Source organism: Granulicella arctica (assembly GCF_025685605.1).
Taxonomy (GTDB): Bacteria; Acidobacteriota; Terriglobia; order Terriglobales; family Acidobacteriaceae; genus Edaphobacter; species Edaphobacter arcticus.
In genome coordinates, this window is sequence record NZ_JAGTUT010000008.1 from 1 (window position 1) to 21,057 (window position 21,057).

Consider the following 21,057-nt stretch of genomic DNA (forward strand, 5'->3'; position numbering starts at 1 on the left):
GTAAATGCGCTTCGGCAGGCAGTGCTCCTATTGCCACTGTACGGTGGAGATACTAATGCACAAGCGAAGATGAACAGTCATGCTGATGCTCTGAAAGAGCTGCTTGTGCAAGCGATAGCCGGGAAACACCCCGAACGCCCAAGCGACGTCAACGATGTGCAATATCGAGCCTGCCGCAAATTTTTAGCTCATTTTGTGGGAGAGTCTCGCAACAATGACAAGGATCTTCGCGGTTGTGTCTACACGTTGAACTACGATCTGCTCCTGTATTGGACTTTCCTCCATGATCAAAGTCTTACGCCTTATCCAGACATTCACGGGATGATGACTGTAGAAGCTGCAGAATTTTTACAACACGATGACGGCTTTCGCGCGCCGGATGAAGAACTTGATGCGGAGTATGTGACATGGGATGCTGAAGCGGCGCACAAGCAAAATGTTCATTTTCTGCATGGGGCTCTCCATCTCTTTGATTATGGATCTCAACTGCAAAAGAAGTGTTGGCAACGGTCCGGCGGGAAGCCGCTGATTGACCAAATCCGGTCCGCACTTGAGAAAGGTCGTTTTCCGCTATTCGTCTCGGAGGGTTCAAGCAGCGGAAAGATCGAACGCATCCGGCATTCGGCTTATCTTCATAAAGGGTTGAGAAGTTTCCGAGGCAACTGCGATCAACCCAAGCCGGCGATCTTCATCTTCGGACATTCACTTGCGGATAACGATGCTCATGTTTTGAAGCAGATCGAAAAAGGTCGGTGCGGCCAGCTCTTTGTGAGCCTATACGGCGATTCCTCAAGCGTGATCAATCAAGCCATTACAGCCAGGGCCGAACTGCTCAAATCTCGTCGGCACCCGCGGGCACCCCTCGAAGTGCTCTTTTACGATTCGTCTAGCGCTCACGTGTGGGGGTAAATACCTTCCTATGCTGGATCTACATGGTAGCCCTGCGTTATTTCTGGGGCTTTTTGCACCTGATGTCGACCTCAAAAAATGCCAGACAGAATCTCTAACAGGTTGATGAACGACCTAGATTTAACGGAAACGAGACAAAGATGATCGAGGTGTATCCAGGGCTATTCGTCGGTTGTCAACAAGACTTTGAAGATGGCAGCTTTGCCTCGAGAGAATGGGCTGTCGTTCATGCCTGTAAAGAGCCACATCACCGCAAGGCCCTTGGCTATACGGGGAGGGCAGTTGATAAGAGCCATCCCGAATACCTAATTGCCCGTCGTGGAAATCGCCTGATCCTGAACCTTGTAGATGTTGCCGATCCACGTTGGATCGACGACTCAATCATGAATGCAGCGATTCAATTCATTCAGGAGAATCTGCAAAACGTTCGCTCTGTCCTGGTGCATTGCAATCAGGGGTGTTCTCGAGCGCCGTCCATCGCCATGCTTTACTTAGGGACCTACACAGATCAACTGCCGCGTGATTCTTTTGAACGAGCATTAGCTGTTTTCAAGGAAAAGTACCCATTATTCGCACCAGCAGGTGGCGTTTATGGATTTCTAAAAAATCAGTGGGCTGGATGGAAGAGTAATCCCAGTAACGGGAACGATTTATGAAAGGATTTTCGATGTCTCGTCAAAATTTTTATGTGAGCAAGCCCGCTGATGCTGAAGCTCTTATCTTGGCGGCGGAATTCTCTTTCGATCAACTTGGAGTTCCTGAGAGCTCAGAACTCTGGATTGTTACCGAAACGAAAGCTCAGCTTCGGCATACTCCAATAGAGCAATTCCTTGGAGAATTCCAAACCAAGGTCTTGGCACAGGGCCGATCTCTTGTTTCAAAGGGAAAACCGATAAGGTACTATTCTTCTGTCACGTTGCCTAGGTCTGCTCCAAAGGCCGTTATATTACTGCTTGACGCTTCACTAAGGCTGGTGACGAGGGTCGACGGTCTCAATGGTACAGCCGCGATGATAGTTGTGCCGTGGCTTATGGAGGATGTTCAAGGGTGGATTGATGCTCATGGACCAACAGATATCCTGACGAATGCGCAAGCTTCTACTGCCCCGCTGCCCGCTCCTATTGTGGTCAGTGCTTTAAAGTCGCTGCTGACAGGAATCAATGTATCGACAGGGCTCGCCCATCCTCGAGACAAAGATAAAACGATTGATCTCTTTCGAATTCTGAAGAAGGCGAAGATACCCGTAGACGCAGAAGAAGTCCGTGCTTGGCTAATCCAGCAAAAGCTAAAGCCGACGTATGCGGATGAAATCGCCTCCATCGCGAGGGATCCGTCGAAAGTTAAAAAGAGCAGTAGTGGAGTCGCTTGGGCCGGTGACATCATTTCACAGTGGAAAACACGATCAGAGGTCGAGGCAAACACGTAACGGATAACGGGTAATTGGCGGAATGGTTCCAATCAATTGCGCATGATATATCCTTTATCTCGTTTTCAGCTCGCTTGGGATCGTTCCCGAAAAGACATAGCATAGGTACGTGCGTAAGTTGACGATAAAGACTCAGATCAAGAAAAAGGCTCAGGAACAACGCTTTGGCTCTGGGATGACAGTAGGTATCGTCCTGAAACGGATGTTACCCCGCATGGCAACGCGCCAACGAGCGTGCCCAGAATGGCCCGCCGATGTTTTTGCTGTGGCCACCTCCCTACTGATACAACGCGGCGCTTACGCGTCGATTCTCCAGAAGTGGCCGCCTAAGGCTTCGTCAACCTGGGTAAGCGATGTCCGTCTGATTGGTGATACATGGCGCACGAGCTGGCCCAAAGTTCCCAAGCAAGTGCGACTTGCCTGGTCAGCGGTTGCAGCAGAGAACAGCACGCTGCTAAAGGACATCTGCAAGAAGCGCGAACTTTTAGAGCACCTCGTGTTTCTTACTGCGTGTGCAGACGAAGCCTGTAGCCGCGTGGGTCTACCGAACCCTTCATTGGACCCAGCGGAAACCCCATTCTATGACCACGCGTTGGATCTTATCCTCGAAGGAAGCGATAAAGACGTTGGAATTCATGGCGCTACCCTCTGCAAAGAGATTCATCCAGAAATAGCGCGTGTCTTGCCCAAGATGCATACACCTCAGAGCGGAATGACAATTAGATCTTTGTCTCTCAATTTGGGGCTTATTCTAGCGAACGAAATCATTCCGAGATGGCATTTTTTACCGGAGCAAGTTGGACCTGCATTCAATGTTTTGTTCGTTCCTTGGCCGCTGAAAGTTGATGACGGCGCAGTGCGTTCCTGTACCGCGAACGATCATGAGATAGATAACATGCCTCCGGTTTTCGATTTCTTTACTTTTGCGCCAAAACCCCATACGCCCACACCGCTTGCACATCTGAAGACTCTCTTGCGGTCAGACAGTCTAGAAGGTGTCGAGATTCATGCCGTGGTGTATCCGGAACTGGCCGTCACCGAACAGGAATTTAGAGCGCTCTCCTCATTTACTGAACGTAAAGACATGTTGCTCATAGCAGGGGTGCGGGTTTCAGCTAAGGCGGGAGCATATCCCCGAAACGAAGTACGAGTTTCAGCGCTAGGCGCCAACACATTCGTGCAGCAGAAGCATCACCGGTGGAAAATCGACGAGGGGCAGATCGGGCAATATCATTTGGAGACGTCCCTCGATATTCGGAAGCAATGGTGGGAACATATTGACATCTCCTCTCGAGAGTTCATGTTCTATGCTGCGCGAGATGGACTGGTGATATCCACATTGATTTGCGAGGATTTGGCTAGACCTGACCCGGTGGGCGACCTCGTGCGTGCAGTCGGCCCGAACCTCGTCATCGCTCTCTTAATGGACGGACCGCAAATCAAGGAGAGGTGGCCTGGTCGCTATGCAGCGAGTCTCGCGGATGACCCGGGATCCACCGTTCTTTCCGTGACCAGTTTTGGGATGAGTGATCGGAGTCTTCCGAAGAATCCGAAAGACATTGGAACTAAAAAAGATAGACGCAGAGTTGTGGCTCTTTGGCAGAGCCCATTCAAGCCATGGAGTCAGGAGATAGAGCTAAAAGTGGGTGCGGAGGCGATTCTCTTGCCGTTCGTCAGTAAGCATCGAACTGAGTGGGCTGCCGATGGCCGAGATGATGGCGGAAAATCTGCTTATCTTGATCTTTCCAAGCCAATTATGGTGATACCAAAGCGTTAATGCGTGGCAATTGACAAATGGAGTAAGCTGTATATATGGGATTGAGCCCTAGAGATCTCGGACAACTGACTCGCGTTGCAAGCTTCCCGCACATGGAGAAGAAACAGCGTCAACAGCTGCTTGTTCATTCGAGCAATGAGGCCCGAGCGATCGGCCGTATCATCATTGACGGGCCTAGGGCAGGCGATAAAGCGGTATATAGCAGAGTTGCTGCCAAGTTTTCAGCGACAATGCGGCGTAATCCATAATGCTTGAATAGATCAGACAATGCCCACTCATCGGTGGGCATTTTTGGTTGCGTTCTCCCCGACTCACAACTCATTCCATCTTAGAACTCCCTGAGATCAGTCCTCCAGAATGAGTCGAGAGACTCTTCATCTATATATGATAAAGGACGTTATCATATATAAGCGGAGCCGCCATGCAGATCATCTACGCCGCACCGTTCGTCCTGCTCTCGATGATTGCGTTTGGCGTCTTCTTGGTCGTGCCTCGACTGCGACGTCATTCGATCTCGGCACTGGTTGCTCCTGTCGCATTTGGCTTCTGTGCGCTTGCCGGGTACATCAGCTGGGTGCTGATATGCGGCTTTGTGCTGAAGATCGCGCTTCGGCCAGTTGAGGGCGTCCATGGCTTCTTCGAAGTCTTGTTCTTCTTTCTACTGCCGGGATTCGCTGGAGCATGGCTGGCTGTTTGGCTAAGCGAAACTGCGCTCCGCAAGTGGGGAGACAAGTCAGTATGGAAGCGCTAAACCTTCTCATGGTTCGAGAGCAAAATGCAGTTTTACCGCTTTCTGCCGCTGATCGTCTGCCGGCGCTCTTCCAGGCCGTGCCCGAAGGCGGTCGGCGCTTCTGGGAGTTCTTCACCGTCAACATCCGCAACCCCAACACCCGACGCGCCTACTTCAAAGCTGTCGAGGGCTTCGCTGCCTGGTGCGAGGAGAGAGGTCTCGGGGATCTGGCCGGGGTGATGCCGATGCACGTCGCGGCCTACGTCGAGCAGCTCGGCCGCACCCACTCCAAGCCGACCGTTAAACAGCACCTCGCCGCGATCCGGATGCTCTTCGATTGGCTGGTGACCGGGCACATCATGGAGACGAATCCGGCCCACGCGGTCCGGGGACCGAAGCACAGCGTCCGCAAGGGCAAGACCTCCGTACTTTCAGCCGAGGAGATGGGGGAATTGCTCGCCGCAATCGACACCACTTCCCTGCTCGGGCTCCGCGACCGGGCCCTGATCGCCCTCATGGGATACACCTTCGCCCGAGTAGGAGCGGCCACCGGAATGAAGGTTCAAGACTTCTATGTACAGAAACGCCGTGGCTGGGTGCGGCTCCACGAGAAGGGCGGCAAGGTGACCGAGCTTCCCTGCCATCACAACCTGGATCAGTATTTAGAGGAATGGATTGCGGCGTCGGGGCTCGGCTCCGAACCCGAGGCCCCGCTCTTCCCTACCCTGCGCTATGGCCGGCTGACCGATCGCACTCCCCTGCCCCAGGCCAACGTGCACATGATGATTCAGCGACGAGCGCGAGCTGCAGGACTCAAAACCAAGGTAAGCGCCCACAGCTTCCGCGCCACCGGGATCACGACTTACCTACAGAACGGGGGTAAGCTGGAGATCGCTCAGCACATGGCCGGCCACGAGTCAGCTCGGACTACCGGGCTCTACGATCGGCGCAGCGATGAGGTCGCCCTCGATGAGGTAGAGCGGATTTCATACTGAGTTTAGCGCTGCGCCGACTTTAGTGATGTTCGACAGGCGTTCTACTGATACGATTCTCACCCTGACGGCGATTCACGTTCGGATGAGCGCGAATCCCGCCTGTTCCAGTCTCGCGTGGAAAGTCAGGCATAGCTTGCCGTCTACCCGTGTCGCCCAATACGTCCGTATGTCGACGGAGCATCAGCAATATTCCACAGAAAACCAGTCTCTGGCAATCGAGGAGTACGCGAAGGCTCATTCAATGGAGATCGTGCAAACCTATGCCGATCACGGGAAGAGCGGGCTTAATTTAGCCGGCCGGGCGAGCCTGAAGAGTCTTCTAGCTGATGTTCAAGCAGGAAGCGTGGCCTTCGAGGCGGTGCTCGTCTACGACGTCAGCAGATGGGGCCGTTTTCAGGATGCAGACGAGAGCGCGTCCTATGAGTACGCCCTTAAATGCGCAGGCATTCGAATCCATTACTGTGCTGAGCAGTTTGAGAATGACGGCAGTCTGCCTTCTGCCCTAATAAAAACTTTGAAACGGGCCATGGCGGCCGAGTACAGCCGAGAGCTTTCGGTCAAGGTCTTTGCCGGACAATGTCGGCTAATTGAGCTTGGATTTCGACAGGGCGGACCTGCGGGGTACGGTTTGCGACGGCACTTGGTCGATCAGGACCGAAATTTGAAGCAGGTCCTCCGCGATGGTGAGCGAAAAAGCCTACAAACAGATCGAGTTGTTCTGGCAGCCGGACCAGCTTCCGAAGTTCTGATCGTGCAGCGTATCTTCAAGAGTTTCACTCAGGAAAGTAAAGCGGAGCGGTCGATAGCTGAAAGCTTGAACGGAGAGGGTATCTTAAGCAACTTGGGACGTCCCTGGACAAGGGAATCGATTCATCAGATTCTGACCAATCCGAAGTACATCGGCTGTAATGTTTATAATCGCCGTTCTTTCAAACTGAAGCTGAAACGGGTGAAAAATCCGCCCGAGATGTGGATCTTGAAGCGGGGCGCGTTCGACGCTATCGTCTCGCTCGAAATGTTCGAAGACGCGCTGCGCATCATCGAGGCCCGGCATCGCTCGTATACCGATGAGGATCTTCTTGCGCGGCTTCGTATCCTTTTAACCCAAAAAGGAAAGCTATCCTGCTTCATCATTAATGAAGCAGAGGACATGCCCTCCAGTTCTATTTATGTCTCCAGGTTCGGAAGTCTCCCAAGGGCATATTCGCTTATCGGGTGGAGCTCTGGTCGAAATTATGAGTACCTGCAGATAAACCGGAACATTCGTGCACAGTACAAGCCTTTAGTCGATGAGATCGTTGCGCAGCTCAAAGCGATCAATGCAACTGTCAGCAGAGACGAAACGACAGACCTGTTGACCATCAACTCTGAGTACACAGCCGCTTTGGTGCTAGCTCGGTGCCAGACGACGCAGGCGGGCAACCAGCGATGGATCGTTCGCCTGGATAACGCGCTTCAGCCAGACATCACGATTGCGGCTCGGCTGCGACCAGGAAATGAGGAAGTTTTGGACTACTACCTCTTGCCCAGCATTGCAGACCTGGGCTTATCCCTTCGTTTCGCTTCACACAATCCCCTTTTCCTTGAGGTTTTCCGGTTCGATGACCTCTCTTTCTTTATGGCGATCGCTAAACGAGCGGCACTGGAGGAGGCAGCATGAAGATGGAAGGTGTCGAAGAAATACCAGTAGATCGCGTTCTTGTGGTGAATCCCAGGACTCGAAACAGGGTGAAGTGGCTAGCGATTGTAGCGAGCATCAAGGCCGTCGGTTTGAAACGACCGATCAGCGTTTCTCGTAGAGATGCTCCGGATGAGCACGGAAACCTATATGACCTTGTCTATGGCCAGGGACGGTTGGAAGCTCACGTTGAGCTGGGGCAAGAGACGATTGCCGCAATGATCGTTGACGCTTCTGAGGCGGACCGGCACCTGATGAGCTTGGTCGAAAACATCGCGCGGCGCCCATCCTCGAACAAAGCAATTTACTGGGAAGTGCGGCGTTTGTTAGAACGCGGATACAACAGTCCCACAATCGCAAGCAAGCTGGGGCTTGATCGTAGCTATATTCACGGCATTGTCCGCTTGGTTGAGTGCGGAGAGTCTTCGTTGATCGAGCAAGTTGAGTCCGGGAGAATCCCAGTTACGGTAGCGATCGAGATTGCCAACGGTGATGATGCAAACATCCAAAAGGCAATGATGGAGGGCTACGAGACAGGCGAAATTAGAGGTCCCAAGCTCCAGGCTATCCGGAAGCTCATCAAGAATCGCAAAGCTCAGAGGGAGGGCAAAGCGATACTCCCTGATAAGCCCATGACCGGAGCTGCTCTGGCTAATCTTTATAAACAGCGGGTCCGCGAGCAGCAGCGTCTCGTTGCAAAAGCCGATCAGGCTCGGGAAAAACTCCTCATCATCGCAACAGTTGTACGCAATCTCTTTGCGGACGAAGACCTGGTGACCATGCTTCGTGCGGAAAAACTGTTTGATATGCCTGAACAGCTCGCGATGCGAATTCGTTAGGAGTGATCATGAACTTGCTTCCAAAAGCCTTTGAACATCAACTCGTCTCCATCCCTCTCGCCCACATCGTTCCACAAACGGAAGTCTCGCGCGAAACCAAGACCAGCGCAGCGTACCGGCAGATCACGGCCTCTATTAAAGAGATCGGCCTTATCGAGCCCTTAGCCGTTTTCCCAAGGTCGCCCACGGAATACCTTCTCCTTGACGGAAATCTTCGTTTTGAGGTGCTGAAGGAGACCGGCGCAACGGAAGCCAAATGCATTCTTTCAACGGATGACGAGGCTTACACCTACAACCGCAGAATCAACGCTATCCCACCCATTGCGCAGCACCTGATGCTCCTCCAGGCACTACGTAATGGGCTGACTGAAGAACGGATAGCACGATCACTGAACGTGGACATTGCGGTCATCAGGGCGAAGCGCGACATGCTGAATGGTATCTGCGCTGAGGCGGTCGAGATGCTCAGGGATCATAAGCTAAACGCCAAAATATTCTCCGTCATGCGCAAGATGAAGCCTTTACGGCAGGTCGAAGTGGCCGAACACATGATTGCAAACTCTGCCTTCAGCTACACCTTCATCAGTGCCCTTCTCTATGGAACGAAGAGTGATTGCCTGATCGACGCTCCGAAACGCCGTGAGGCAAAGCCAGGAATGGACGCTGCAACGATCCGCTTTTCCAAAGAGAGCGACTCCTTATTGACGGACCTTCGAGGCCTTGAGGATTCGTTTGGGAGAGACGCGTTGACCCTTACTGTTTGTCAAAGGTACGTGGAAGGGCTCCTTAAGAACCCGAAGGTAGTACGTTACATGGAGAAGAAGCACAGAGAATCGCTCGTAGCCCTGCAGTTATGGCTTGAAAAGCGGCAACTCGCAGCCTAAATCGTTATTTGTAGGCGCTCTCGTTCCTTGCGTTGCTGTACTCAATTTGAGTACACTTGTACTCATAATGAGAACGAAAGATGCACCGCTGAGCGATCTACTTTTCGGACGAACGCGTGGTCGACTTCTCGCGACTCTGTATGACAAGCCAGATAGCATCTTCTTCCTTCGACAGTTAGCTCGCCACATCAATGGCAGCGCGGGCACCGTTCAGCGTGAGCTAGCCACGCTGACTGCTACTGGACTAATTCTTCGGTGTGACCGCGAGAATCAGGTCTTCTATCGTGCAAACCCCGACCATCCGGTCTTTGCCGAACTTCACTCCCTATTGGCGAAGACCACCGGAGTGTTTCATATGCTCCGCGAGGCGCTCACACCTTTTACCGAAAACGTTGAGTTCGCCTTCGTTTACGGCTCCTTCGCTCGTGGCGAAGAGAATTCAAGGAGCGACATCGATCTCATGGTGATCGGCGAGATTACACTAGATGATCTGCTGGACAAGACCTCACCGTTAGAGCACAAACTCAGTAGGCCGATCAATCCAACCGTATTTGCTCGGGAAGAACTCCGAGCAAAACTCCACAAGGGCAATCATTTTCTTACAGCCATCCAGAACGCTCCACTAATTTTTTTGATCGGAAACGAGAATGAGTTTAGAGAAATACGTTGAGAACGCTTGGCTTCGTCGCGAGCCCACAAGTCCTCAAGAGATTACCGATCAGCTAGGCATCGTAGCTCGCTCCATGAATGATGCAGCCATTAAGGACATTTCCGACGATCTGCGCTTCTACACGACCTTCAATGCGGTCCTTGCGCTTGCAAACACTGCTTTGCGTGCAAGTGGATATCGCACCACGAATCAATCCGGCCACCATACCCGCACCATCGAGACGCTCGAATACACGATTGGTGCCGATGGCAGATTGATCCGAAAGCTGCTTGCCTTTTCGAAGAAGCGGAACGTAGCCAGCTATGACTCGGCCGGCTCCATTTCCAGTCAGGAACTGGAGCAAATCCTTATTACGGCTGAGGATCTTCGCCATACTGTTGAAGCCTGGTTGCGTATGACTCATCCAGAACTTCTCTAACCTTGGAGCATTGGAAAATAGCAATAACGAAAAGACGTTTTCGTTATTGTTCAAAGAGAGTCAACTTTTCTCCAACAGACGACACATTCCTAGCCAGCTCATATCGCCAACGGCCATGACTTCCCTCGGCATTCACTGCATCTACCCAGCGGGCGGCTGCGCTGGCCTTCACTTCAGCCAAAGGATCGAAACCCTTCGTTTCCAAAATGATCGTTGTATCGGCCACGTTTTTTAGCCGCACCAGGAAGTCCGGCACGTAGTCATGCATCTGACCGTTGTGCAGGTATGGAATGCCAAATCCAAGCCCTGCATTTTTGACGAATGCTTCGACCCGAGCGTGAGTGTCGAGGATGAAGGCCGCTGCCTGTTCCCACTGCTGCGTATCAGCAATGACAAAGTTTACATGGCTTCGAGTCACTTCGCGCACATCCTTACTCGTCCAGGTATCCACGTCCCCAGTCGAACCCTCCATCCGGTTCTCCTCATAGCGTGGAATCTCAGGAGCTTCGCCTTGAGCCTGATCCGGACGAATATGCTCTCGTAATGTTTCGATCAACCAGCCAAAATACGGCGACAGGAATGCATCTTTCCTATCTCCACCATGCAACACCTCAACATGATCGTGCAGATACCGTTCCACTACCGGAACCAACTGGGGAAACAATGTATGCGGCGCGATGGTAGCTCCAGGCTGCGCACAATACTCGCGCGTGAGCCTCTGGGCACATTCAAAGACAAGCTGCTGCATTCGGTGCTTCCTGCGAAACTCCTCCAGATCCACCCTTGAAGCGGTACCTGGACCATTCAGCACTGGCCATCCGGTTGCAGTCACATTAAGGCCGCGCATCTCGATTTCTGTCGGAATATGAAGAGGATCGATCAGCAACGGGGGGACATTTTCCCAGTCAAAGACTATGCGGTTTCGAATCGCTTGCGTATACCCCTCGACTCGCGGGAAAGTGATCTGGAGGGCTGACCGTTCCGGTAAGGCGTGAACATGGTGACGCTTGACCTTCGCATCAGGCGCGGTTTGGGTGTTTGCCTTGAAGGGCACAACCTCGAACGGCACACCCAGCACTGTCGCAATCTCTTCTGAGAAGCGGTCATCTGGTCCGAGTTCGTAGCTGGCCCGTCGCAGGCCACGGCCAACTACCTGTTCGCAGAGCAATTGCGACATGAACGGTCTCAAGCCGATGATGTGCGTTACCGTGTTGCAGTCCCAACCCTCCGTCAGCATTCCGACGCTGACGATGCATCGAATATCCCTTCCAGGGGGATGTAGCGGGCGTTTCAATTTCTCAGCCGTCTCGAAGAATTTTTCTGGATAGATCGGCTGACCTTGACGATCCCGCGTCCAGTCTGTTTTTCCAACTGTATCGAGCGTGAATCGCATCCATCGCTGCTCATCACCCTTCGCCCCGCCGTCCGACTCTTTGACCACCTTCGAATCCACGCGGATCGTCACGACCCGACCATCGCGGTTCCGTAGCTCTTCCAGTCGCGCCGCGGGCAAGCCAGCAGGTGTTTTGTCCTCCGCGATCCACTCATGGATCACCTTTGCCAGCTTGGTGTTTTTTACCACCAGGATGTACACCGGTTCCCTGCCCTGCTTTACTTCCCGACTCTCACCCTTCCATTCCTCGAATTCTTTTTGCCATAAGCTCCCAAGCATGGTGATGGGTTGCTGCGCCCATTTCAGCACCGCCTCCGGTTGCGGGTTTGCTCGCGTACCTCCGCGTTCCCGAGCCGTCAGACGACCAGGTTGCATGATCCATTCCCATATGTTGCGATAGCCCGCAATCTCTGCGCCAGTATTGTCGCGAGCGGCAAGTTGCGGCACTTTTACTAGGCCTGATTCAATGGCATCGATCAGACCGAAGTCGCTCACAACCCACGGAAACGGTTTATTCGTCTCCTGTCCCACGCGACCAACAAAGTAAGGCGTTGCCGAAAGATCGACGCAGAAGTTGATACCTCGCATCCGTTGGATACGGTCCAGCCCCTCTACCCAGACCGTCGCCTCTTTCTTATCCCCCAGGAGTTCATCGTCGGCATCTTCTTCATCCCCGAACTCAAGATCATCTTCTTCGGGCATCTCCTCGGCAATTCGATAGGCATGGTGCGCCTCATCATTCAGCACCAAAATATTCTTTTTTCCGCCGATGTCTCTTCCCAATACCCGTTGCAGGAGCGCCGTGTCACTCTCGACATATCGCGCCGATTCCACGAACACTTGCTTCAGGACACCGGTTTTTGGATCTGCCTGCGCATCAAGTACCGTCAACAACCCACGCGAGACCTGACGTTCGTATTCTTCTAGCGTTAGATATCGCTTATTGCGGGCAGTCGTGGTCTTCGGTCCAATCCGTATCGCCTCGCGCGTTCGCACCAGGACGCCACGCTTTTCGACTTTGGCTCCATCTGTCTGCACGCTCTGGGGTTCGAAGACGTGCCAGTTCGTAACCAGTACCCTGCCCTGCGCAAGCTGCGGCATCAGGCGTTCCGGCACCAGGTCTCGCGTCCGGTAGATGCTGGCATCGCCACGTTCAGGCTGTAGCTCCGTTAGACGGTCACGAATCGTGACGTTCGGACAGACGGCCACCACAACATCGGAGAAGCGCTTATCCCCACGGCTCGCCACCTTGTTCAGGATGCTCCATGCGGTAAGCATTCCCATGACCGTTGTCTTTCCAGCTCCTGTTGCCATCTTGCAGGCGTAGCGGAGGAACCCGCTATAACCAGCTTCTTTTCGGTCAGCACTTGGCTCGTCCCGTGGGACCGAGATTCCCTGTAAGAGATCCTGTCGTGCCTCCGTGAGGAAGATGATCGTCTTGGCTGCTTCGAGTTGGGCGTAGAAGAGCCGCTTTTCCCTGCCCTCATCCTGCCAGTAGGCCAGCAACTCCGTCGTTGTCCGCGTAGCGCCTGCATAACCGGAGTTCTCCCACGCTTTCAGTCGCTCACGGATCAGGTTCACCATCACCAGCTCATACGCGCCCGTATACAGCGCCGACGGGCCAAGGATTCGGCCGTCTGTTGTCCAAGAGGTGCGCTGATCGCGCGGCTCAAAGACGAACGAAGGACGTCGCCCTTCCTTCTTCTGCGGGGTCTCGCCCTCTCGCAGATACCAGAACAACTCCGGCTCGTAGAAGGGACGATTCAGGATCGGTTCGTTGACTTCGTTCTCAACGCCGCTCATTGAGCTACCGCCATTGTGGCATCGCTCAGCTTCTTCACTACCATCAGCTCGTTGCCCCGGTCGTCAATCACCTTAACTGCAATCTGGGCTTCTTTGCGCGATTCAAATGGCGCGCTGATCGACCCCGCAAGATGATCCCAGAGACTTGCTTCGTAGTCGGCTTTCAGCGCTTTCTTCAGCGCGTCCCAGGCACTGGTTCTAGGAAAGAACGCCTGCGTCACATGGAAGCACATCCCGTTGTAATCCGTATCCAACATCCAGGCCGGCACATCGTCCCCCTTGGCGTGGTGGTTCTCCATGGAGATTGGATCGAAAACATCCAGACCGACCAGTTCAACTTGATAGCGATCATCGGCACCCTTTGTCACCGTGACATCCGGGAGCCCACACACTGAGAAGATTTGGCTCGACCGCATATTCTTCAGCAGATCGCCCATGTTCAGGTCCATCGTCGCCTGGACATAGGTTGCCGCGATCCCCATTACGTCTTCACAGCTTTGGATCAGTTGCCGTGCGTTCGGCTCAATCGCAAACCCGATGCAGTACAGGTGGGTATAGTCCTTCGCGGTCGCTTCTTTCGCCGCGCTGTACACCAGCCCTTCGGAGATGCTGCCATTCTCCGGTCCGAAAACAATTGCGACAGGCTTCCGATTGCTGCCCATCCCGCGGAGAAGGAGACCGTTCGCCTCCGCTGCTTCGCCCACTACATCCGTGAGCGTTGGGGTCTGACCCTCTGCACTGGCATCCACGTTCGCCTCTACCAGCCCGGCCAGGGTACGGGTCAGCGGACGGATGTTTTGCAGTTGAACAGTTCGATTCCCTTCCAACCTCAGTAAGGGGCTTCGTCGCAAAATATCAAGCATTCGATCCAGATATGTTCCCGCTTGCTCGCTTGGAGTTTCGATCGCGGCGCGTTCCGTCTCAGGTTTTTCGCTACCCTCCACATCGAGTGGTGTAGGAATAGTAGCTTCGAAGCAGAATGGCCCAGTAATGCGCGTTACAAGCTTATCTTCTTCTGGACGATCTACAAGCACTCGTTCAGTGGATGAAAGCTGGTTAGCTATGGACTTCAAAGTCACATATGGAAAAACGCCACCGATCTCCTGACCGTTCTTGTTCTGTTTGCGGACATATTCGAAACCAGAAGAAGGAACATCCCCGTTTCCTTTGATCTTGTACCAAGGAAACGTAGCAGTGAGAAGTCTTTGTCTGGCGAGAGCAAGAGGTACACGTGAGGCGTCACAAGTAATCCATCGGCGTCCCCAATGCTCCGCCATGAATGCCGCTGTTCCAGATCCGCAGGTGGGATCAAATACCAGTTCACCGGGATCAGTCGTCATCAAAATGCATCGTTGAAGAACTTTTTGAGATGTCTGCACAACATAATTCTTCGCCTCGGAAAACCCAGTCATCAAGGTGTCTCGCCAGACATTTGAGATTGCGGAGGCGGGAAAATCATCGAAGTAGCGCTTGTACATGAGGCTTGCACCTATCGCGATTAGGCGATGGTTTTTTTCCAGATTGGCAAATCCTTCAGGGGACGTCTTCCAAGAGCCTTTTCGAAGTGGAAAAGTTCTGCCAAGAGCCGTGATTTCTTTTGCTTCTCCGTCACCTGCTGCACGCGATGATGAAGCATTATCAGCCGCAAAAATTCGCCAGCCCTTTGGAAGCAGCGAATGGTCATTGCGTTCAGCTTCAGACAGTTTTCTTTGTACGGTCCTATCCGGCGCTTCTGCCCAAATGTATTGAGACGTCCCTTCTTCTCCGGCCTCTTTCGTGTTAAACAATGCGCGATATTTGACCCGCTGTACGTCCTTCGAATACCAAAGTAGGTAATCGGCAACAGCACCAAGCGTGTCAGCAGTGGAGCTTGTCGTTTTAATAAAAGTGATGACACTGATTCGATTCTCAGCCCCGAACACCTCGTCTAAAAGCTCTCGCACATGGTGTAAGTTGTCATCACTAATCTGAACAAAGATGCTTCCACTTGGAGTCAGCAAATCCCTAGCGATCACTAACCGGTCTCGTAGGTATGTCAGATAGCTATGCAGTCCAAGCTCCCATGTATCCCGGTAAGCCTGCACCATCTCTGGTTCGCGGGTCAGGTCTGCGTCATCATTGTGTTTTACATCCCGCTTACGAACAAACGGCTGAAAATTCGATCCGAACTTAACGCCATACGGCGGGTCCATGTAGATCATTTGGACTTGTCCGCCCATTCCTTCGTACTCCAGCATCGAGTTCATCACTACTAGGGAATCCCCGAGCACCATCCGGTTGACCCACTTGTCCCGGTGCTCATAAGGTTTCATTCGCTCTGCCAATGGGCGCTGCGCATCGCCGAACAGACTCGCCTGCTCGTCAACGCCTTCTCGCTTATGACCCCTGAGCGTCTCCAGAATCGCCTGCGTCGAGAGCCGCTCGTGAATAAACAGCGGAAGCGTCGGCACGTCCATGGAAAGCCGCTCGGCCTTCCCTGCCCAGTCCAGAAACGGCTTGCCCAGCCCCTGAAGCTCCCGGACTGCATCTTCCAGGCCGTTGACCGTCATCAGGACGGCATTCCCCGCTCCCAAAAATTCCTTCGGAGTTGGAAAGCGGTGAGGAGCCGCCAGCTTCGAAGCCTCCACAATCAAGTCCAGCAGCCACTCGCCCATCGCCCGCGACGACCCATCATCCCAGCTCAGCGCCGGATCGAGCGAACTGTCATATCGGTAGGTCTTTGGTGCCTTGCGTTTCTTGAACTGAGCCTGGGTGCCAACTTCGGGCCGCATTGGTGTTTCCTGCGTGTGCTGGTAAGGCTCGGCAACTCGGCTCATTGCAGGACGCTTCGTACGTGTAGCCATCGATCGGAACCCCGGATGCTCTAGTAATGCAGAATGTGAGACTCTTCCACTCTAATCTGCACTACCCCATCGTAAAGAGAAATAACGAAAGCACGAAATCGCTACTGGTATCAAAATAGGTACACAAAGAACGTAATCGTTATTTCTGTAATAGACGAAGAAACGTTTTCGTTTTATCTTCAGAGTATGGCAGTCATCGTTGGCATGGTTTCACAGAAGGGCGGTGTGGGTAAAAGCACTCTCTCCCGGCTTGTGGCTCGGGAGTATGCGCTGGCGGGCTGGACAGTCAAAATTGCCGACCTCGACGTTTCTCAAGGTACGAGTTTCAACTGGCAGTCCCGCCGTTTGCAGGCCGGAATCGACCCCGTCATCCCCGTTGAGCGTTTTGGAACCGTTGAACAAGCACTAAAAACTGGCAACCACTATGATTTGCTGATCCTCGACGGTCCGCCACATTCTACGGCTGGCACCCTCAAGATCGCCGCTGCATCCCTGCTTACCATACTTCCTACTGGACTTTCGCTCGACGACCTGGAGCCGTCTGTTTTGCTCGCCCACGAGCTGCGGAAACGAGATATCAAAGCTGCGAAGATGGCCTTTGCTCTCTCGCGCGTTGGCGATAGCGAGTCTGAGATCCAGGAAGCCCGTGAGTACATTACTGAGGCGGGATACCGTGTATTGGCCGGGAGTCTGCCCGAGAAGACTGCGTATCGACGCGCTTCCGATGAAGGACGCTCACTTACGGAGACCAGGTTTCCCTCGCTCAACAGGCGTAGTGACGAACTTGCCCAAGGGATCGTTGACCTTATCACTCAGATGCAGAAGGGAAAGGCAGCCTAAATCATGGCAAACGTACCCCCGCCCGTCAAAAAGTCCCGCAAGGGTCCACCACCCGCCGTCGATCTAACTGTTGGCAATCTAGAGAAGTCTGAATCTGGTTCGCTTAAACCACTTAACTTCAAAGTACCCGCCGATTTCCACCGGGAGTTCAAGGTCTACGCTTCGCAGCAGGGAATCAGCATGTTGGACCTTCTGCAGGAAGGTTTCAGAGCCATCAGGGAACGGCGCGGCTAGAACGAAATAACGAATTACGTAAATAACTAAAAGTTAGAGGCATGAATGGCAAGGAAGCCAAAGGGAGACGCTCTCAAAGGGAGCTACGCGGACAAGCTGATCGACGCGGCTGTCGACATTCGTATGAGTCCGGAAGCTGTTGAACGTTCCTATATGGCGCGCCAGCTCGTACAGTGCACCCTTCCTCATTCCGACCCAGGAGATGTCTCCGTTTGGGCGCGCACGAATGGACATCTCACCTTAGCGATCCGTCCTTATGTCGATCTAAAGACGCGCAAGCCTCTTTACCCTTATGGTTCGATTCCTCGCCTGCTTCTCTTTTGGCTTGTCACGGAAGCTACTCAGAAGAAGAACCGGCGCATTCGTCTCGGAAACAGCCTGGATTCATTTATGAGAGAGATCGGCCTGAGCCCACGGACTGGGGGAGGGAAGCGTGGGGATGCCGCGAGGCTTCACTCGCAGATGGAGCGTCTGTTCCGGGCTATCGTCACGTTTGAGGATAAGCGTGAATGGAGTAAGAGCTACGTCGACATGCAGATTGCACCCCGTGGCACACTCTGGTGGGATCCTGCGCGATCGCAGCAAGACAATCTCTGGGAGAGTTGGGTCGAGTTGGGGGAAGACTTTTATGCCGCCATCACCGCGGCTCCCGTCCCGGTTGATATGCGAGCCCTTCGAGCGTTGAAGCGATCTCCGCTGGCCCTCGACCTATACGCTTGGCTCGCTCACACTGCGTTCAGTGCCAATCGGAAACGTGAACCCCGAATCATTCCTTGGGAGGGGCTACACGGACAAATGGGGGCCGAGTACGCGGAGGTCCGTCAATTTCGGGCCAAGGTTCTGCTTGCTCTCAAGAAGATCCAGCTTGTCTATCCGACCCTCAAACTGGAGACCACCACCTCAGCACTGATCGTGCATCCCTCACCTACTGCAATTCCTGCCAAGTCTTGAGTTTTACTATTTCCACTACGGTGAAACGGTGACGCTGGAACATTGACGTTTTCACTTTTCCACGGTGAAACGGTGACACCTCTACGGTGAAACGGTGACGTCTCTACGGTGAAACGGTGACGCTTTTTCGCTGCATATAAGGAAGCCTGTAGTTAAGCCTTTAGTTCTTGCTTGTAGTTTTTATTTATCCAATAGTTGATGACGCTAATCGGTGGAGTTGTGAAAGAACAAACAACAAGACAAAAACGTCCCATAGAGGGTGGGGTTATACGGTGGTTGCGACTAACGATCAGAATCCACTATGAATCAAGCGAGAAGCACCCGCCACGCTCGACGAATAGCAAATATGATCCCAGCCCCATGCAAGCTCATCGATGCTGTCTACAGGCCAATCTGACAGCCGTTCTCTATTTTGAATTGTGGCAGGATTGGTTAGCTCCGTATCCAGGCTAGGCCTTTAGCTAGAATGTGGGCTACGCGGTTCTGACCCGAAGTTCTCATGCCAGAATGTTTTGCCCATCATGTCGAGAACGCAGAAGAAGTACAAACCAATCAAACGAGCCGTGGATCTCATGCTCTGATGGCGTCTCAAGGAGCATGATCGTCAGTCCTAAATCCCAAACCGGACAGAGAGCGCATGTAGAACGGATGCTCGCTCGTGCCGAACGACGCAGTCGGCAGGCATTGAAAATTGTCGAAAAATGGAAAGGGAGACTCGCCAACTTGGAGCGGGAAGGCGTCGCAGCGAAGCAGGCGAAACTCTGGACCGACTATCCGCAGGTGTAGGGAAGGGACTAAACATCAGCTCGGCGGGTTTATTTCGTTTTGTCTTGTAATCCTTCCATGAGCGCATTTGGTTTTCCGCCGCGTGCCAGATGACCGTGGTAGCAGCTTCGCAACGCCCAGACCGCAAGGTACGTGTAGTAGGGCCGGTTCCGAAAGGAGCGCATGTGAATCCCGTTGAACTCAACAACGTCTTCCAGCAAAGCCGTATTGCTGATGAAGAATTCTGCGTCCGGCTGAAGGATGAGTCCCAAATCTTCAAAATCGAACGTCTCGGGAAGCTCCAGATTTTCGTCCATAATTGCCCTTTCTACCGACATGCCGGGGGTACTGAAACCGTAACACGTACTATAGTAGATGTTACGCGAGGCTTCGGCAGGGAACGATGGCTATGTGGCCAGACCCATCGGAGCAGCTGTCGAGCGTACGGCCAAAACCTCCGAGGAGGCTTTCGGCCGCGCGGTAACAGAGTTGCGAATGGAGAAGAGCCTGACCCAGGATGATTTGGCTCATGCGCTCGGATATCACCTCAGCTATATCGGGCAGATTGAACGTGGCCGGAAGAGCCCCACGTTGCGCACCATGGTCAACATCGCCCAGGTGTTCGGAATCCCGCTAAGCCAACTAATCTCTTTAGCAGAGCAGCACCAAAACGCTTTGTGATTCCCACCAGAAATCCTGGTACTAGGCCTTCTCTGTCCGGACAAGGAAGAGATTGAGATGGCTCCGTCGGTATCGTGTTTCACCCGACCTGAAGAGTGTGTCCGACTGCAGCGCTATCGTGTTTCACCCGACTGACTTCGGCGGCTACGAGTCGATGTGGAGCTGACCTGAACCAGGTGATGATACCGGGCTTCGAATAACGCCCAAATCAGTCAGAAATGCTTTCCATTCGTATCGCGTTTGACTCGACGTAAAACAATTTTTGCGACTACGGCGACTATCGTGTTTCACCCGACCGAAGCTCGTGCACGATGCTTACCGGATCAGTTCAATGACAGTAGGGGCATGAGTAAGGATGCGGCGGTTATTCACTACGGCGCAGTTAACCAACGTCATATTCCATGCTGATTCTCGACCATGACCACCGTGGATGTGCCCAAAAACGTGCAGCTTCGGCTTTACCCGGAGGAGAGCGCCGAGCAGATTCTGGCATCCATGATATCTGCCCAGGATGTCATTTTTATCCAGCGTCCCATAAGGCGCTTCATGAGTGATGAGCACATCCGTATCTTCGGGAATACGATCCCAGTGTTTGCGCATACTGGCTCCTCGTTCCACCCCGAACGCCCACTCCTCGCCGATTACGGAGTTCACCGGAGATCCCCAGAAGTTCATTCCTTCTAGACGAACACCGGAATCCTGAAGGTAGATGGCTTCGGTAAGGTGTGCGCGAGCTAGTTTAGGTTTGCGATCGAAGAGCAGATCGTGATTGCCGGCGATGACCAGCTTGTGCCGGAAGGGAAGTGATCCCAGCCAGGCGTTGAAGTCATCCACCTCTTCAATTGTGCGGCCGTCGAAGTCTCCGGAGTGAATCAGGATGTCGCCCGCAGGAACGCTCAATCTGCGGTGGAAGCCATGAGTGTCGCCAATACATACGAGCCGAAGTGATCCCTTTTCTGGTTTCCCCGGTTTGGTCTTAGTTGGCATCGTCTCGCCCCTCTAGCAACGCGTCCCGAACGTCCCTATGTACAGACGAGCAGGGTGCGTCTTCTGATTGTTCATAAACCATTCATTTCCTGTACATGGTTGGGCTACATTTCCGAGTTTGTTCATGAAGTGTTCTTTTTCTGTTCATGAGCCAATCGGCATCCCGCCATGTACAGGAAATGAACTTGGTTCGTTGCACAGATTTTGTACATGCCATGGACAGCACTTGGTTCG

General features: G+C 53.2%; 19 protein-coding genes. 15 read left to right on the forward strand and 4 right to left on the reverse strand.

Annotation, left to right across the window (positions count from 1 at the left end; all coding sequences use genetic code 11):
- The 11 genes from OHL20_RS24780 to OHL20_RS24830 all read left to right on the forward strand — a co-directional run.
- On the forward strand, positions 1–909 hold a 909-nt coding region (locus OHL20_RS24780; protein ID WP_263385990.1), incomplete at its 5' end, for a DUF4917 family protein.
- A 140-nt stretch (positions 910–1,049) separates the two neighbouring features.
- Positions 1,050–1,565, forward strand: a complete 516-nt coding sequence (locus tag OHL20_RS24785; RefSeq protein WP_263385991.1) for a dual specificity protein phosphatase family protein — start codon at positions 1,050–1,052, stop codon at positions 1,563–1,565.
- A complete protein-coding gene (locus OHL20_RS24790; protein WP_263385992.1) occupies positions 1,562–2,335 on the forward strand; it encodes a hypothetical protein in 774 nt (257 codons plus the stop codon). The genes OHL20_RS24785 and OHL20_RS24790 overlap by 4 nt, the downstream gene beginning before the upstream one ends.
- A 109-nt stretch (positions 2,336–2,444) precedes the next feature.
- On the forward strand, positions 2,445–4,112 hold the full coding sequence (locus tag OHL20_RS24795; protein WP_263385993.1) for a hypothetical protein: 1,668 nt from the start codon (positions 2,445–2,447) through the stop codon (positions 4,110–4,112).
- A 421-nt stretch (positions 4,113–4,533) separates the two neighbouring features.
- Positions 4,534–4,863, forward strand: a complete 330-nt coding sequence (locus OHL20_RS24800) for a hypothetical protein (protein ID WP_263385994.1) — start codon at positions 4,534–4,536, stop codon at positions 4,861–4,863.
- Positions 4,851–5,837, forward strand: coding sequence for a site-specific integrase (locus OHL20_RS24805; RefSeq protein ID WP_263385995.1), 987 nt, complete (start codon positions 4,851–4,853; stop codon positions 5,835–5,837). Before OHL20_RS24800 ends, OHL20_RS24805 begins: the two co-directional genes overlap by 13 nt.
- An 82-nt stretch (positions 5,838–5,919) precedes the next feature.
- Positions 5,920–7,497 (forward strand): recombinase family protein, encoded by a 1,578-nt coding sequence (locus tag OHL20_RS24810; RefSeq protein ID WP_263385996.1) that lies wholly within the window; start codon positions 5,920–5,922, stop codon positions 7,495–7,497.
- Entirely contained in the window at positions 7,494–8,354 is an 861-nt protein-coding gene (locus tag OHL20_RS24815; protein ID WP_263385997.1) for a plasmid partitioning protein RepB C-terminal domain-containing protein, read from the forward strand. Before OHL20_RS24810 ends, OHL20_RS24815 begins: the two co-directional genes overlap by 4 nt.
- An 8-nt stretch (positions 8,355–8,362) precedes the next feature.
- Positions 8,363–9,238, forward strand: a complete 876-nt coding sequence (locus tag OHL20_RS24820) for a ParB/RepB/Spo0J family partition protein (protein ID WP_263385998.1) — start codon at positions 8,363–8,365, stop codon at positions 9,236–9,238.
- A 67-nt stretch (positions 9,239–9,305) separates the two neighbouring features.
- On the forward strand, positions 9,306–9,908 hold the full coding sequence (locus OHL20_RS24825) for a nucleotidyltransferase domain-containing protein (protein ID WP_263385999.1): 603 nt from the start codon (positions 9,306–9,308) through the stop codon (positions 9,906–9,908).
- Positions 9,886–10,326, forward strand: coding sequence for a hypothetical protein (locus OHL20_RS24830; protein ID WP_263386000.1), 441 nt, complete (start codon positions 9,886–9,888; stop codon positions 10,324–10,326). The genes OHL20_RS24825 and OHL20_RS24830 overlap by 23 nt, the downstream gene beginning before the upstream one ends.
- Positions 10,327–10,369: 43 nt before the next feature.
- Here the strand turns inward: OHL20_RS24830 and OHL20_RS24835 are convergent, their stop codons facing one another.
- Both OHL20_RS24835 and OHL20_RS24840 read right to left on the reverse strand, forming a co-directional pair.
- Positions 10,370–13,522 carry a BPTD_3080 family restriction endonuclease gene (locus tag OHL20_RS24835; protein ID WP_263386001.1) on the reverse strand — a complete coding sequence of 1,051 codons (3,153 nt, stop codon included), beginning with the start codon at positions 13,520–13,522 and terminating at the stop codon, positions 10,370–10,372.
- On the reverse strand, positions 13,519–16,293 hold the full coding sequence (locus OHL20_RS24840; protein WP_263386002.1) for a site-specific DNA-methyltransferase: 2,775 nt from the start codon (positions 16,291–16,293) through the stop codon (positions 13,519–13,521). Before OHL20_RS24840 ends, OHL20_RS24835 begins: the two co-directional genes overlap by 4 nt.
- Before the next feature lie 276 nt (positions 16,294–16,569).
- On the opposite strand from OHL20_RS24840, the gene OHL20_RS24845 reads away from it, so the two are divergent.
- The 3 genes from OHL20_RS24845 to OHL20_RS24855 are packed head-to-tail and all read left to right on the forward strand — an operon-like array spanning position 16,570 to position 18,390.
- Positions 16,570–17,205, forward strand: coding sequence for a ParA family protein (locus tag OHL20_RS24845; protein ID WP_263386015.1), 636 nt, complete (start codon positions 16,570–16,572; stop codon positions 17,203–17,205).
- Positions 17,206–17,208: 3 nt separating this feature from the next.
- Positions 17,209–17,439 carry a hypothetical protein gene (locus OHL20_RS24850; RefSeq protein ID WP_263386003.1) on the forward strand — a complete coding sequence of 77 codons (231 nt, stop codon included), beginning with the start codon at positions 17,209–17,211 and terminating at the stop codon, positions 17,437–17,439.
- Between the two features lie 45 nt (positions 17,440–17,484).
- Positions 17,485–18,390: a replication protein RepA gene (locus OHL20_RS24855; RefSeq protein ID WP_263386004.1), complete on the forward strand. Its 906-nt coding sequence runs from the start codon at positions 17,485–17,487 to the stop codon at positions 18,388–18,390.
- Positions 18,391–19,205: 815 nt separating this feature from the next.
- On the opposite strand, the gene OHL20_RS24860 is transcribed toward OHL20_RS24855, so the two are convergent.
- Positions 19,206–19,472: a hypothetical protein gene (locus OHL20_RS24860; RefSeq protein ID WP_263386005.1), complete on the reverse strand. Its 267-nt coding sequence runs from the start codon at positions 19,470–19,472 to the stop codon at positions 19,206–19,208.
- A gap of 94 nt (positions 19,473–19,566) precedes the next feature.
- Between OHL20_RS24860 and OHL20_RS24865 the strand changes: the two genes are divergently transcribed.
- On the forward strand, positions 19,567–19,836 hold the full coding sequence (locus tag OHL20_RS24865; protein ID WP_263386006.1) for a helix-turn-helix domain-containing protein: 270 nt from the start codon (positions 19,567–19,569) through the stop codon (positions 19,834–19,836).
- A 315-nt stretch (positions 19,837–20,151) separates the two neighbouring features.
- Here the strand turns inward: OHL20_RS24865 and OHL20_RS24870 are convergent, their stop codons facing one another.
- Entirely contained in the window at positions 20,152–20,823 is a 672-nt protein-coding gene (locus OHL20_RS24870) for a metallophosphatase domain-containing protein (protein WP_263386007.1), read from the reverse strand.
- Positions 20,824–21,057: the final 234 nt, after the last annotated feature.

Excerpts from the sequence above, each read along its gene's own strand:
- OHL20_RS24785 (WP_263385991.1), top strand. The coding sequence starts at position 1,050 with ATGATCGAGGTGTATCCAGGGCTATTCGTCGGTTGTCAACAAGACTTT.
- OHL20_RS24810 (WP_263385996.1), top strand. The coding sequence starts at position 5,920 with ATGAGCGCGAATCCCGCCTGTTCCAGTCTCGCGTGGAAAGTCAGGCAT.
- OHL20_RS24815 (WP_263385997.1), top strand. The coding sequence starts at position 7,494 with ATGAAGATGGAAGGTGTCGAAGAAATACCAGTAGATCGCGTTCTTGTG.
- OHL20_RS24860 (WP_263386005.1), bottom strand. The coding sequence starts at position 19,472 with ATGGACGAAAATCTGGAGCTTCCCGAGACGTTCGATTTTGAAGATTTG.
- OHL20_RS24840 (WP_263386002.1), bottom strand. The coding sequence starts at position 16,293 with ATGCGGCCCGAAGTTGGCACCCAGGCTCAGTTCAAGAAACGCAAGGCA.
- OHL20_RS24855 (WP_263386004.1), top strand. The coding sequence starts at position 17,485 with ATGGCAAGGAAGCCAAAGGGAGACGCTCTCAAAGGGAGCTACGCGGAC.
- OHL20_RS24830 (WP_263386000.1), top strand. The coding sequence starts at position 9,886 with ATGAGTTTAGAGAAATACGTTGAGAACGCTTGGCTTCGTCGCGAGCCC.
- OHL20_RS24805 (WP_263385995.1), top strand. The coding sequence starts at position 4,851 with ATGGAAGCGCTAAACCTTCTCATGGTTCGAGAGCAAAATGCAGTTTTA.
- OHL20_RS24825 (WP_263385999.1), top strand. The coding sequence starts at position 9,306 with ATGAGAACGAAAGATGCACCGCTGAGCGATCTACTTTTCGGACGAACG.
- OHL20_RS24790 (WP_263385992.1), top strand. The coding sequence starts at position 1,562 with ATGAAAGGATTTTCGATGTCTCGTCAAAATTTTTATGTGAGCAAGCCC.
- OHL20_RS24800 (WP_263385994.1), top strand. The coding sequence starts at position 4,534 with ATGCAGATCATCTACGCCGCACCGTTCGTCCTGCTCTCGATGATTGCG.
- OHL20_RS24870 (WP_263386007.1), bottom strand. The coding sequence starts at position 20,823 with ATGCCAACTAAGACCAAACCGGGGAAACCAGAAAAGGGATCACTTCGG.
- OHL20_RS24850 (WP_263386003.1), top strand. The coding sequence starts at position 17,209 with ATGGCAAACGTACCCCCGCCCGTCAAAAAGTCCCGCAAGGGTCCACCA.
- OHL20_RS24845 (WP_263386015.1), top strand. The coding sequence starts at position 16,570 with ATGGTTTCACAGAAGGGCGGTGTGGGTAAAAGCACTCTCTCCCGGCTT.
- OHL20_RS24835 (WP_263386001.1), bottom strand. The coding sequence starts at position 13,522 with ATGAGCGGCGTTGAGAACGAAGTCAACGAACCGATCCTGAATCGTCCC.
- OHL20_RS24820 (WP_263385998.1), top strand. The coding sequence starts at position 8,363 with ATGAACTTGCTTCCAAAAGCCTTTGAACATCAACTCGTCTCCATCCCT.